We start from the raw sequence: 12,885 nt of genomic DNA on the forward strand, positions 1-12,885 counted from the left end.
GGCGGGGCATCAGGGATCGAGCTCGGTATCCCAATAAAGATAATCGAGCCAGCTCTCATGCAGGTAATTGGGCGGGAAGTGGCGGCCGTTCTGGTGCAGGTCCTGGACGGAAGGCTGATACGGCATCTGTGCCGGCCACATGCCCAGGTCCCCCGGCATGTCACTGCCCTTGCGCAGATTGCAGGGGGAGCAGGCAGTGACGACATTTTCCCAGGTGGTCTGTCCGCCCCGGGAACGCGGAATAAGGTGATCGAAGGTCAAATCATCGCGCGATCCGCAATATTGGCAGGAAAAGCGGTCGCGGAGAAAAACGTTGAAGCGCGTAAAGGCCGGCTGCCGCGTGGGTTTTACAAAAGTTCTTAAGGAAACGACACTCGGCAACCGGATCTCGAAGCCGGGACTTCGGACCGCTTTATCGTAGTATTCTACGATATTCACGCGATCCAGAAAAACCGCCTTTATGGCATCTTGCCATGACCAGACCGAAAGCGGGTAGTAGCTCAACGGGCGGTAGTCCGCGTTGAGCACGAGCGCTGGCCAGGCACCTGGTGACAAAGCAGTGGTCAAGGACCGAACTCCTCGTCCTTACCCATCGAATCGAGCCGATCGATCCCGATGCGCGGCGATACTGTATATTCACCATGTCACTCTTGTGAAGGCGAGCCGGTGCCGCACCGGGCATCGCCCCGAATCATTCCTTCAGGGACTGCGCCAGGAATGCGCCGGCAATGGCGAGCTCCGCTTCGTCGATGCCGTGGCCAAGACCGGTGCTAAGGTGCCATTCCACCGGCACCCCAGCGGCGGCCAGCGCTTTTGCGGAGCCGAACAGGGCCTGCGCCGGGATCACCTCGTCATCCTCCCCGTGCAGCAGCAGCACGGGCGGTGGCGCTTGAATGGGCGCGGCCGGGGCAGCGCCCGCATCCACCCACATGCCGGAGAACGCCACCACCGCGGCCGGCCGCAGCCCTTCCCCGAGCCCCACCTTCAAGGCCATCATCGCCCCCTGGCTAAAGCCGACGAGGGCCAGGCGTTCCGGCGGCAAAGCCAGCTTTTCCAGCTCAGCCTCCAGGAACGCGCGCAGCAGCGGGGCGGCGGCCTCCGCCCCACGGGGCAGCTCATGGGGATCGCGGAAGGTGAGCGGGAACCACTGGCGGCCCACCGGTGCCTGCTCGCATGGGTCCAGCGCGTGGGGTGAGACGAACGCAGTGCGCGGCAGCAACTCGGACCAGGCGTTGCCGAGGTCGATCAGATCGCGTCCATCGGCGCCATAGCCGTGCAGCAGCACCACCAGGGAATCCGGCTGCCCGCCCATCCTCGGGCGCAGGCGCGGACCATCGAGAAGAGGCGCATCCAGGGAAACGCCGTCGAGGGGAAAGGACATGCCGCGGGGCCCCCAAGCTTGTGTCATGTCAGGCCGGAACGCCCGCTCGGGCGCGCCGGGCACCATAATAGGCCCACAGGAGGTGCGCGGCCACGCCCCTGAGGGGGCGCCAATCCTCCGCGATGGCGCGCAGCCCCAGCTCTGTGCACCGCCCGCCGAGGTCGAAGCCCTCGCCCAGCGCCACCTGTAGCGCCAGATCGCCGGCGGGAAAGGCGTCGGCGCGGCCCAGGCAGAACAGGAGATAGAGCTCCGCCGTCCACCGGCCCACGCCCGGCAGCCGCACCAGCTCGTCCGCCGCCTCCTCCAGAGCCAGCGAGGACAGGTGGTCAAGACCCACGCGCCCCGTGCCCACCGCCTGCGCGAGTCCAGTGAGGGTGCGGATCTTCGGCGCGGAAAGCCCTGCCTGCCGCAACCGCTCCGGGCCAAGCGCGAGGAAGGTGGCTGGGGTCACCTCGCCGTTCAGCGCCGCCTCGAGGCGGGTCCAGATGGCGCGGGCGGCGGCCACGGAAAGCTGCTGCGCCACCACCATGGCGCAAAGGCCCGCGAAGCCCGCCGGGCGCCGTCGCAGCCGGGGCGTTCCCGTGAGCCGCGCCAATGGCTTCAGGCGCTCGTCGAGGGCGAGAAGATCCGCGAACGCGGCCTCGAACGCGGCCTGGTCGGGCAGCAGCGGGCCGGTCATGGGCGCCCCGGCGGGCGGCTAAGCGTGGTAAGCCAAGGCATTATGAGTCTCCTTCCCGGCCCCTTCGTCTGCCGCTTCGCGCCGAGCCCCAACGGGCGCCTGCATCTTGGCCACGCCTTTTCCGCCCTGCTGAATGAGTCCGCCGCCCGCAAGGCCCGCGGCACCTTCTTGTTGCGCATCGAGGACATCGACACCACCCGATGCCGCCCGCAATACGAAAGCGGTATTCTGGAGGACCTCGCCTGGCTCTCCATCGTTCCGGACGCGCCCTTCCGGCGGCAGTCGGAACACTTCGCGGACTATGCTGCCGCCCTTGGCCGTCTGGAGGACATGGGGCTGGTCTATCCGGCCTTCGAGAGTCGTGGCGACATTCTGCGGGCGGTGCGCGCACGGGAAGAGGAGAGCGGGCGAGCCCATCCGCGCGATCCCGATGGCGGCCCCCTTTTCCCCTTTGCGCGGGCGGCGATCCCCGATGAGGAACGAGCGGCCCGGCGGGCGGCGGGCGAACCTTTCCTCCTGCGGCTCGACATGGCACGCGCGCTGAGCCGCCTGGATACGCCCCTCTCTTGGCTGGAGGCGCGCGGCGCGCCCGACGGCCCGCTGGAAGAGATGTTTGCCGACCCCTCCGCATGGGGCGACGTGATCCTGGCGCGGCGGGACGTGCCCACCTCATACCACCTGTCGGTGGTGGTGGATGACGCGGCCCAGGGCATCAGCCATGTGATCCGGGGCATGGACCTGTTCCACGCCACCTCGGTGCATCGGCTGCTGCAGCATCTGCTGCGGCTGCCGCCCCCGGTCTACCACCACCACCGGCTGATTCTGGACGAAAGCGGGCGCAAGCTCTCCAAGAGCAACGACGCCGTCAGCCTCGCCAGCGTGAGAGAGGCGGGCGTGACGCCGGACGAGATCCGCCGCCGCCTGGACCTGCCGCCCGGTTGAAACGCCTCAGCCCACCCCCAGAACCAGCAGCCAGAAGGCGACGCTGACCACCGCGCAGGCGGTGGAGAGGGAGACCGCGCTGGTGGTGGTGCTCACCGCCACGCCATAGCGCTGGGCCAAAAGATAGCCGTTGATGCCTGAGGGCATGGCCGCGAACAGCACCGCCACGCCGGCCCACACCCGCGGCATGGGCAGCACCATGGCGAGCAGGAACACCGCCGCCGGATGCACCATGAGCTTGAGGAACGTGATGAGCATGGGCGGGCGTACATCACCACTGATACCGTAATGCCGCAGCGACAGGCCGAGCGAGACCAGCGCGCACGGCGTTGCCGAGGCGCTCAGCAGGTCCACCATCTGGCGGGGAATGCCGGTGGCGTGCACCCCGGTGAGCTGGGCGAGCCCACCGGCATAGATGCCCACCAGCACCGGATTGAGCGCCAGCAGCTTCAGCAGCCGCATAACGGTGGCCCGCGAGAATCCGGCGCTGCCCTCCAGCAGGACGGTGGCGGCGATCATCATCACCGGCAAATGGATGGCGATGAGCAGGAAGAGCGGCACCGCGCCTTCCTCTCCATAAGCCTTCAGGATCAGCGGGACGCCGACGAACACCGTATTGGCCTGCCCCGCCGCGAAGCCATGGATGACCGCTTCCTGGTGGTTGCGGTGGAACAGGCGGCGCGCCGCCAGCATGGCGAGGCCGAACACCAGGAACGCGCCGGAGAAATAGGCGATCCAATAGCCCCAGGGCTGGGCATCCGGCAGCCGGGCCTCGGAGAGGGTGCGGAAGATGAGCACCGGCACGGCCAGGCTGAAGACATATTCGGCCAGCCCGTCGGAGGCCTTCTCGCTCACCAGTCCGATGCGCGCGGCGGCATAGCCGATGGCCACCATGCCGAACACCGGAAGGACGATGACGGCGATGTCGGCGATGGTGGTCAGCATGGCGTTCGGTTCGCTCGCGCGGGGTGGCGGTTCAGGCGGCGGCGCTCACGTCCATCCCCTCGCCCGGCTCCTCGTCGCGCAATTCCAGCACGGCGCTGCGGGTGATCGGCATCACCGCAAGCCGCATCTTCAGCCGCTCGGCCAGATCAGGCGAGGCACGGAAGGTGATGGCAAGGCGCAGGTCCTCGCCCTCCGCGCGGCTGTCCAAATGAAGCGGCAGCACGTCGTGGATGACGAAGGGCTCCAGCAGGCGGAGCAAGGCATTGGGGTTCGGCTCGGCCGCGACGACGAGACGGTGGAGGGGCACGCCGGCAGGCATGGGGGCGGCGGAAAGCATGATGGAATGTCCGAACGGAAGGGACGCCAGAGCGTCATTGACCATGGGTGGTCGCGCCATCGCGGATCGCCTGAGACAGGCGACCGCCGACGCGTCATTTTACCCGGCCGACCCAGTCGACCGGGCCACGAATTCGCCGCGCTGCGGGAGCGAACGCCGTGCCATGGTTTCCGATAACAAACATGCCGCAATTGTTACGGCTCCACTCCCCGGGCGTCAACAGCCCGACTGCCCCTGCGGGCTACCACCCATGCAGCTGGCGGTGGCCGCGCGAGTTGCCGCGCACCGCGGCCCGCATCTTGGCGCCAGGCGGCCGCGCGTATAGTCTTGCCACTCCTGCAACGCGCCGCTTCGCGCTTCGGACATGAGCATGCACCCCACCGGCCAGAGCACCAGCACCGCTCTTCCTTCCCGCTCCGGGCCGGCCCGCGCCCCGGTGGCGGGCGCGCGCCCTTGGGTGGGGCGTGTCAGCGTGGTGGTGGCCGTGGTCCTGGCAGGCGCCCTGTTCGCGGCGGCGCTGCTGCTGTGGGCGCGGTACGGCGCGACGGTGTTCTTCGATACCCTGTCCGCCGGCATCGCAGCGTGCATGTGATGCGCGGGGATTTCCGCGGCCCGTTGCGCCCGCTTATCCACGATGACCGGTAGAGCCATGTCCCCCCGCACCAAGCTTCTGACCCTTTTCGGCGCCTTTGCCGCCGGCGCCCTGCTCCTCGTGGTGGGCGTCACGGCGCTGATCCCCGGCGCACCGCCCACGCAGACGAGCGGTGCGGCGGTGGGCGGCCCCTTCAAGCTGGTCGACCAGAATGGCGCGCCAGTCACCGAGAGCACCCTCAAGGGCAAGCCGAGCCTCATCTTCTTCGGCTTCACCCATTGCCCCGACGTGTGCCCCACGGCGCTCTACGAGATGTCGGAGATCTTCCGCGCCCTCGGGCCCGATGCGGACAAGGTGCAGGCCCTGTTCGTATCGGTTGATCCGGAGCGGGACACGCCGGAGGTTCTCAAATCCTATCTCTCCAGCTTCTCGCCCCAGCTTCGCGGTCTGACCGGTACGGCGGACAATATCGAGACCATCAAGAAGGAATATCGGGTCTATTCCCGCAAAGTGCCCCTGGCCGATGGGGACTACACCATGGACCACACGGCCGTGGTCTACCTGATGGACAAGAACGGCACCTTCGTCGCGCCCTTCAACTCCAAGCAGGCGCCCGAGGCCGCGGCAGCCGAGCTCAAGCGCTATTTCTGACCACCCGCGAGCGCGGGGCCTGACGGCGCGTGGAGATTCCATGCGCCGTCTTCTCCCAGTGGTGCGGACGGCGGACAAGGTCCGTCACGGCACGCCAGGCAGCGAGAGACAGCAGCAGCCAATAGAAGGGAAAGCTCAGGAGCAGCCCCGCCCGCAGCGCCATGCCGCGCCGCCTGAGGCCGGTGTGCAGGGTGAGCGCGGCGCTGCCATAGCCCACCACGAGGGTGACATAGGTGAGCGCGGAAATGCCCACCTCCACCCAGTTTGAGCCTGGATCCCAGAAATCCCCCCGAGCGAGGTGCCAGAACAGCAGCCCCACGCAGATGGGGTGCAGCAAGGTCGAGGCGAACGGGCCTGCGGTAAGCACCAGCACCGCCGCCGTTCCGCCCCAGCCGAGATCCGCCAGCAAGGCCCCCGGGTGGCGGCCGTGCACCAGCAGCGTCTGGGCCCAGCCCTTCAGCCAGCGGGTGCGCTGCCCCAGCCAGGCCTTGAGCGTGACCGGCGCCTCTTCAAAGGTACTTGAGGCAATGACCTCCGTGCGCCAGCCCGCACGGGAAAGGCGAACGCCCAGGTCCGCATCCTCCGTGACGTTGAAGGGGTCCCAGCCCCCCAGCTCCTCGAGAATATCGCGGCGGAAGTGGTTGGAGGTGCCGCCCAGCAGGATCGGCATGTTCAGCGCGCTGAGCGCCGGCAGGAGAACATCAAACTGGCCTGCATATTCGGCGGCGAAATGGCCGCTGATCCAGCATTCCGCGCCATTGTCCACGCACAGCCGCGCCTGGACGCAGGCCACCCGTGGCCCGCCGGCGCGAAACGCCGCCAACGCCCGCCTCAGCTGGTCTTCCTCGGGCTGGTCCTCCGCATCGAACACCGCCACATAGCTGCCCCGGGCGAAGGCGAGCGCCGCATTGAGCGCCTTCGGCTTGGTGCGTGGCCCCACATCGGCCACCACCACTTCTTCCATATGCGCGGGCAGGCCCACCGCGGCGATGGCCTCGCGGGTCTGCCGGTCATCGGCCTCCACGACCAGTTTGATGTCGAGCTTTTCCGGCGGATAGTCGAGCGCCCGCATGGCCGCCACCAGCCGGGGTACGCTGGCCGCCTCCTTATAGAGCGGGATCAGCAGGCTATAGACGGGCAGATGCCGGTCATCGAGATCCAGCTCCGGCTCATCGCCAGACGGATCATAAAGGCACCCCGCCAGGCGCAGGGTGGTCCAGGAGAGGAAGACCGCCGAAAGCAGGGCCTGGACGGCGAGCAGCGCCACTTCCCCTGACACCAGCCAGACCATCGCCGCCGCCATCGCACCCGTCGCAGCGAGCAGCAGCAATACCCGCTTTGAATCCAGCGTGCCGGCCGAGGAGGCCGGGGCCTTGTCCCGGAACGCGAACGCCGCATCGCGTGCGATCGCTTCACCCGCCTGCTCCATCACCTGCCGCCGCAGAGCCCCCGGGGCGATCAGGCGCATGCGCGCCCGCAATGGCGGATCCGCCCGCAGCGCCCGTGCCAGACGAGACATGGAGCGGCCCCGCGCGGCGAGCGTAAAGACCACGCGCCCACCCGCATCGAGCCCCGCATGGACACCGGTGCGCAGCAGCCCCCTGGCCCAGTCTGCTACCTCACCCGGCGCCGGCGCCTTGGGCGCGGCGAGATCGGCGACGCCCTCCACCACGGGCAAGCCAAGCCGCCGTGCCATGGCCTGGGCCGCCTGCGCGTCGCTCACATGCCCGCCACAGCACAACACCTCGTCGGCACCCACGCCCAGGCGGCGCGCGCGGCGCCACGCCCGCTGAAGCAGCGCGGCGGAGAGAGAGCCCTCGAACGCCGCCAGCTCGAAAGGCAAGGGCGGCGGCTCGTCCACGGGCTGCAGCGGCGCCGGCACCTTTTCGCCAACCGGCTGGGCAGGCCGCGCTTCCGAAACCGCGCGGAAGGGCTTATTGGAAACCCCGCTGGGCACACCCTTGCGGGCATGCGACGCCCCCGTCACCATACGCACCCCAACCCCACCGCGATGCAGCCTGTAGGTACTATGCGCACCATGGCACAACGAAGTCACGACAACCTTTGGCTGTCGGCGGGCCGCTGGGCGGCGGGACTGGCTCTGCTCCTGGCGGTCTTTCTGAGCGGCGCGGCCGGCGCGGAATCCCCGCGGCCGGACGCGCCGACACGGGGCCTTTCCGGCCCGGTCGTGGTTCCGAACTTCTGGAACGTGGAGCGCCGGCTGGAGCGGCCCGACGCGGCCGATCTGCCCAAGGAGCTGCGGATCGTCACGTCAGACGACTATCCGCCCTTCAATTTCATGAGCGCCGAGGGCGTGCTCACCGGTTTCAACGTGGATCTCGCCCGCGCCATCTGCGCCGAGCTCCAGGTGGCCTGCGCCATCCAGGCGGTGGCGTTCGACGGCCTGCTGGAGGCCATGGAGCAAGGGCGGGCCGACGCAGCCATTGCGGGCCTTGCCGCGACGCCCGCCAACCGCGCGGCCCTGGACTTTTCCGAGCGCTATCTCGGCACGCCGGCACGCTTCGTCGCCCGCAAGGGGAACGCCCCCTCCACCGCCATTCCGGAAACCGTGGCCAGCAAGCGAATAGCCGTGGTGTCCCGCACCGCGCACGAGGCCTATCTGCGCTCCTTTTTCAACGAAGCCGCCATCCGCCCCTATCCGGACCTGAAGAGCGCGCAGGCGGCGCTGCGCAATGGTGACGTGGACCTGCTGTTCGCGGACGGCATCACCCTGTCGCTGTGGCTGAACGGCACGGATTCCGCCGGTTGCTGCGTGTTCGTGGGCGGCGCCTTCACGGACAGCCGCTTCTTCGGCGAGGGCTTCGCCGTGGCGGTGAAGGCCGGAAACGACAAGCTGCGCCACGCCATGGACTATGCCCTCCAGCGCATCTGGGAAAAGGGCGTCTATACGGATCTCTACCTGCGCTGGTTCCCCATCGGCTTCTATTGAGGCGATCCGGCCAGGGTGCGCGCCACCGTCTCGATGCCCTGCGGATCGTCCGCAATCGTATCGGTGAGAAGGCGCACCCAGTTGAAGCCGATATAAAGCGCAAGCAGATGCGGCACCGCCTCGCCCCGGATCTCCCCCCGCGCGGCGGCCTCATCAAACATGGCCCGAACATCCTTGAGCCGCTCGGGAAGGAACTTGTCGCGCAGGGCGGCCAGCGCCGCTTCGCTGGTCTGCGCCTCGGCGATCAAGGCGCGGAAGGTGCGGCCCGAAGGCGTGGTGCGCCAGAACGTCCATAGCGCCCGCGTGTAGGCCAGAAGGTCGCTCCACAGCGCCCCGGTTTCCGGCGGCACAAGGGCGGCGCTCTTCTCGGCGCTGTACACGTCGATGAAAAGATCCGTCTTGGTGGGCCACCAGCGGTAGATGGTGGGCTTGCCCGCCCCCGCCCGCCGCGCCACCTCGTCGATGGAAAACCCGGAATAGCCCTTCTCCGCCAAAAGGCCGCGGGCCGCTTCCAGGATCGCCGCCTCTGCCTCGGGATTACGCCGGGCCCCGATGGACGCCCGGCGGCGCCCCTCCCCGGCATGGTCTTGGTGCGGGCCCTCGACCCGTGATGCGTCGCGCGTCAAATCCTCGCTCCTCAGGCACCTCTTGATAAACGATACGGCTCGTTTATATATAACTCAATCGAAACGGATCGTTTCGGAACTGCAAGGATGCCCACGATGCCCCGCTTGCGTACTCTCTTTCACCTGCCCACCCTTGCCCACCTGCGATTTCTGGGCCTGATGATGGTTGGCGCCTATCTTCTCATCAACCTCATCCTGGCCCTGCTGTCTCCCCTCACCGTCGATTGGCCGGTGTGGGCCACCACTTTGTGCGCGGTGCCGCCCATGGTGGTGGGCATGGTGCATGTTGTTCTGCCCCTGTCGCGGGGCCGTGGCGCGTCTCGTGCGCGTTGACGCAACCCTCGCGCCTTCCTAAGTATCGCGCTCCATTTTTTGGAGTTTGTCATGACTGAAGCCTCGTCCGCCCTTGCTGCCCCGGCCGAACTCGCCGGTGAGCTGAAGCGCGTCGCCGAGACGGCCACCGCCTGGCCGTTCGAGGAGGCACGCAAGCTGGTGGAGCGGCTGAAGCGCAAACCCAAGGATGAAGTGCTGTTCGAGACCGGCTACGGCCCCTCGGGCCTGCCGCATATCGGCACCTTCGGCGAGGTGGCCCGCACCACCATGGTGCGCCACGCCTTCCGCATCCTCACCGAGGACAAGGTGAAGACGCGCCTGCTGTGCTTCTCCGATGACATGGACGGCATGCGCAAGATTCCGGAAAACGTGCCGGATCCGGCGGCCCTGAAGCCCTATCTTCAGATGCCGCTCACGCGCGTGCCCAATCCCTTTGGCGGCGACTATCCGAGCTTCGGCGACCACAACAACGCCATGCTCCGCCGCTTCCTCGACACCTTTGGCTTCGATTACGAGTTCGCCAGCGCCACGGACTATTACACCTCCGGCAAGCTTGATCCGATCCTGCTGAAGGCCACGGAAAAGTATGATGACATCATGGCCATCATGCTGCCCACCCTCGGCGAGGAGCGCCAGGCCACCTATTCCCCGTTCCTGCCCATCTCGCCCACTTCCGGGCGGGTGCTCTACGTGCCGCTGAAGGACGTGAATGCCAAGGCCGGCACCATCACGTTCACCGACGAGGACGGGCAGGACAAGACCCTCCCCGTCACCGGCGGCCATGTGAAGCTGCAGTGGAAGCCCGACTTCGGGGCGCGCTGGGCCACGCTCGGCGTCGACTTCGAGATGTTCGGCAAGGACCACCAGACCAACGCGCCGATCTATGACCGCATCTGCGAGGTTCTCGGTGGAACCGCGCCCGAGCATTTCGTGTATGAGCTGTTCCTTGACGAGAAGGGACAGAAGATCTCCAAGTCGAAGGGCAATGGCCTGACCATCGACGAGTGGCTGACCTATGCCAGTCCGGAGAGCCTCGCGCTCTACATGTTCCAGTCGCCGCGCTCGGCCAAGAAGCTGCATTTCGACGTCATTCCGAAGGCGGTGGACGAGTATTTCAACTTCCTCGCCCGCTATCCCCAGCAGGATTGGAAGCTGCGCTTCGGCAATCCCGTGTGGCACATCCATTCCGGCAACCCGCCCAAGGTGGATATGCCGGTGTCCTTCACCATGCTGCTGAACCTGGCCTCCGCCTCCAATACCGAGGACGAGGCGGTGCTGTGGGGCTTCCTCAACCGGCACGTCGCCGGGGTTTCCGCCGACACCCACCCCAAGCTCGCCGAGCTGGTGCGCTATGCAGTGAAGTATTTCCACGACTTCGTGAAGCCCAACAAGGTGTTCCGCGCGCCGGACGAGGTCGAGCGGGCGGCCCTCGCGAGCCTTGATGCGGCGCTCGCCGCCCTGCCCGCCACCGCCACCGCCGACGACATCCAGACCGCGCTTTACGACGTCGCGCGCCCCATCCCGCGCTATCAGGATCTGAAGGCCAAAGGTGCGACGCCGGAGCGCCCCGGCGTCTCGGTGGAGTGGTTCAATACCCTGTATCAGGTGCTGCTGGGCCTGGAGCGCGGCCCGCGCTTCGGCTCGTTCGTGGCGATCTATGGCGTTCCGGAGACCCGCGCCCTCATCGCCAAGGCGCTTACGGGCGACCTTGCCGGCGCGGCCTGAAGCCTTGCCCCAAACGTATTGAAAAGGGGCCCGTGAGCTTGCTCGCGGGCCCCTTTTTTATGTCTCTCGGGCGTTCGTAAAGAGGCCGCCGGGTCACGTGGGAGGCCGCGCGGGGAACGAAGCAAACGGCCCCGCTCCTTCCGTGGCAGCGACCTCAAGGCGGAGACAGCTGCACGCCTTTGTCGAGCCGCGCGGGATCCGCGCCCCGATCCGCGGGCCCGGGGCTTCCCGCGATGACATAGCGGTTTCGCCCGCCTTCCTTCGCCAGATAGAGGGCCCGGTCTCCCTCGCGCAGCAGCGCCCCGACGCTGCAGCCCGCCGCGACCAGCTCCGGGCTCGCCACGGCGATGCCAACGCTGAGCCCCACTTCCACAACGGTGCCCTGGCAGGGAATCGGCTGCCCGGTAAGCTCGATCAGGCGGGAGGAAAGGCGCTCCGCGCGCTCCTGCGGATCCGCTCCCGCCGCCAGCACCACCACGAACTCATCGCCCCCCAGCCGCGCCACGAGATCGTCCTTGCCGCCAGCCTGCAGAAAGCGATCAGCCACCGTCCGCAGGACGACATCGCCCGCCTCATGACCGCGCGTGTCATTGATTTGCTTGAAGCGGTCCAGGTCGAGGCAGAGCAGGGCGAAGCCCGAGGCCGTGCGCTGGGCGCGCGCCAGTTCCATGTCCAGGCGCTCCTGCAGCAGGCTGCGATTAGCGAGGCCCGTCAGCGCATCGTGCGCGGCGAGATAAGCCAAGCGGGCCTCGGCGGCCTTGCGCCGGGAAATGTCGCGCACCGACACGACATAGCCGTCCGGCTGCGCGGTCCTGCGGTCATAGGTCAGGCGGATGAAGGCCTCGATCCACACCCAGCTGCCATCTTTGTGGCGCTGGCGCTGCTCGCTGCGCCCCTGCTCCAGGCGCCCTTCACGGACCTGCCGCATCAGCTCGCGGAATTCAGGAAGATCGTCGGGATGCACCAGCTCTATGGCGCGCCGCCCCACCAGTTCAGCAGGCTCGTAACCCAACAGTGCCCGAACCGCCGGCGACACATAGAGGCGTACGCCGTCCAGCGTCCCACGCACGATGGTGTCGGTCGAATGGTCGGCGAGCAGCCGGTAAAGGTCCGCCTGCTCGCGGGCCCGGCGCGCCGTCGCCTCCACGCGGAATTGAGCTGCGGCCAGGGTGCCAAAGGCGCCAAGGCGCTGGCGCATGTCCGGTGGAAAGGGCCGCGCCTGCGTATCCACCAGCACCAGAGCAGCCGGGGCGGTCTGGGCTTGGGGCTCATCGCCACCCTCCACGAGGGCCACGGCAGCGCAGAACCCTGCGTCGGTACATTGCGAAGGAAAGGCACCCGTGAGGTCGGGCGCCATGGCCTCCACGTCCTCAATCACCTCCACGGCGCGGGTCTGCCCGGCGCGCCTGCGCATCTCCTCCAGTCCGTCGGCAAGCGGCGCGGCACCGCTTTCGTCACGAGCGCGGACCACAGTGGCACAGCTCACGCCAAAGACCTCGCGCGCGAGCTGGCACAGCGCGTCGTCAGCGCGCGCGAGCTGCGCTTCCAGCTCGTCCCTGGCCACACCGGGCGCTGCCACGGTCATCGGCACTTCACCCCCTCCCCAACGCAATGGCGCACTGCCGCCGCATCATAGGGTCACCGACCAGCCGACGCACCTCCCGCTCCGCCCTTGCTGCACCGCGACACATTATTTGCCAATATCCATCGACTTAGTTATATAT

The 12,885-nt window shown here is 67.7% G+C and carries 14 protein-coding genes; 6 read left to right on the forward strand and 8 right to left on the reverse strand.

The features are described 5' to 3' along the window. Positions 1-9: 9 nt before the first annotated feature. The 3 genes from L0966_RS03980 to L0966_RS03990 all read right to left on the reverse strand — a co-directional run bounded on the left by L0966_RS03980 (position 10) and on the right by L0966_RS03990 (position 2,060). Complete coding sequence (locus L0966_RS03980) at positions 10-567, reverse strand: HNH endonuclease (protein WP_234050527.1); 558 nt, start codon at positions 565-567, stop codon at positions 10-12. 124 nt (positions 568-691) lie between these two features. Next, a complete protein-coding gene (locus tag L0966_RS03985; RefSeq protein WP_234050528.1) occupies positions 692-1,381 on the reverse strand; it encodes an alpha/beta hydrolase in 690 nt (229 codons plus the stop codon). 28 nt (positions 1,382-1,409) lie between these two features. Next, complete coding sequence (locus L0966_RS03990) at positions 1,410-2,060, reverse strand: DNA-3-methyladenine glycosylase (protein WP_234050529.1); 651 nt, start codon at positions 2,058-2,060, stop codon at positions 1,410-1,412. Between the two features lie 42 nt (positions 2,061-2,102). Between L0966_RS03990 and gluQRS the strand changes: the two genes are divergently transcribed. Further along, positions 2,103-3,002: a tRNA glutamyl-Q(34) synthetase GluQRS gene (gluQRS, locus tag L0966_RS03995; protein ID WP_234050530.1), complete on the forward strand. Its 900-nt coding sequence runs from the start codon at positions 2,103-2,105 to the stop codon at positions 3,000-3,002. Between the two features lie 6 nt (positions 3,003-3,008). Here the strand turns inward: gluQRS and L0966_RS04000 are convergent, their stop codons facing one another. Together L0966_RS04000 and L0966_RS04005 are read right to left on the reverse strand one after the other, a co-directional pair. Next, complete coding sequence (locus L0966_RS04000; protein ID WP_234050531.1) at positions 3,009-3,947, reverse strand: AEC family transporter; 939 nt, start codon at positions 3,945-3,947, stop codon at positions 3,009-3,011. 31 nt (positions 3,948-3,978) lie between these two features. After that, the gene (locus L0966_RS04005; RefSeq protein WP_234050532.1) at positions 3,979-4,329 is read right to left on the reverse strand and encodes a hypothetical protein; all 351 of its coding nucleotides are present in this window, start codon (positions 4,327-4,329) and stop codon (positions 3,979-3,981) included. A 319-nt stretch (positions 4,330-4,648) separates the two neighbouring features. On the opposite strand from L0966_RS04005, the gene L0966_RS04010 reads away from it, so the two are divergent. After that, positions 4,649-4,876: a hypothetical protein gene (locus tag L0966_RS04010; protein ID WP_234050533.1), complete on the forward strand. Its 228-nt coding sequence runs from the start codon at positions 4,649-4,651 to the stop codon at positions 4,874-4,876. A 57-nt stretch (positions 4,877-4,933) separates the two neighbouring features. After that, positions 4,934-5,527 (forward strand): SCO family protein, encoded by a 594-nt coding sequence (locus L0966_RS04015; protein ID WP_234050534.1) that lies wholly within the window; start codon positions 4,934-4,936, stop codon positions 5,525-5,527. Here the strand turns inward: L0966_RS04015 and L0966_RS04020 are convergent. Further along, positions 5,511-7,517, reverse strand: a complete 2,007-nt coding sequence (locus L0966_RS04020; RefSeq protein ID WP_234050827.1) for a glycosyltransferase — start codon at positions 7,515-7,517, stop codon at positions 5,511-5,513. The two genes, L0966_RS04015 and L0966_RS04020, sit on opposite strands and share 17 nt — an antisense overlap. A gap of 48 nt (positions 7,518-7,565) precedes the next feature. Here L0966_RS04020 and L0966_RS04025 point away from each other — a divergent pair, with 48 nt between their 5' ends. Next, positions 7,566-8,477, forward strand: a complete 912-nt coding sequence (locus tag L0966_RS04025; RefSeq protein WP_234050535.1) for a transporter substrate-binding domain-containing protein — start codon at positions 7,566-7,568, stop codon at positions 8,475-8,477. Here L0966_RS04025 and L0966_RS04030 read toward each other — a convergent pair. Then, complete coding sequence (locus L0966_RS04030; protein ID WP_234050536.1) at positions 8,471-9,103, reverse strand: TetR/AcrR family transcriptional regulator; 633 nt, start codon at positions 9,101-9,103, stop codon at positions 8,471-8,473. The two genes, L0966_RS04025 and L0966_RS04030, sit on opposite strands and share 7 nt — an antisense overlap. Before the next feature lie 96 nt (positions 9,104-9,199). Here L0966_RS04030 and L0966_RS04035 point away from each other — a divergent pair, with 96 nt between their 5' ends. Together L0966_RS04035 and L0966_RS04040 are read left to right on the forward strand one after the other, a co-directional pair. Then, a complete protein-coding gene (locus L0966_RS04035) occupies positions 9,200-9,436 on the forward strand; it encodes a hypothetical protein (protein ID WP_234050537.1) in 237 nt (78 codons plus the stop codon). A gap of 51 nt (positions 9,437-9,487) precedes the next feature. Further along, entirely contained in the window at positions 9,488-11,161 is a 1,674-nt protein-coding gene (locus L0966_RS04040; RefSeq protein WP_234050538.1) for a lysine--tRNA ligase, read from the forward strand. Positions 11,162-11,315: 154 nt separating this feature from the next. Here L0966_RS04040 and L0966_RS04045 read toward each other — a convergent pair whose 3' ends face one another. After that, on the reverse strand, positions 11,316-12,746 hold the full coding sequence (locus tag L0966_RS04045) for a diguanylate cyclase domain-containing protein (protein ID WP_234050539.1): 1,431 nt from the start codon (positions 12,744-12,746) through the stop codon (positions 11,316-11,318). Between the last annotated feature and the right edge of the window lie 139 nt (positions 12,747-12,885).

The organism is Xanthobacter sp. NM-59 (assembly GCF_021401125.1).
Lineage (GTDB): Bacteria > Pseudomonadota > Alphaproteobacteria > Rhizobiales > Xanthobacteraceae > Xanthobacter.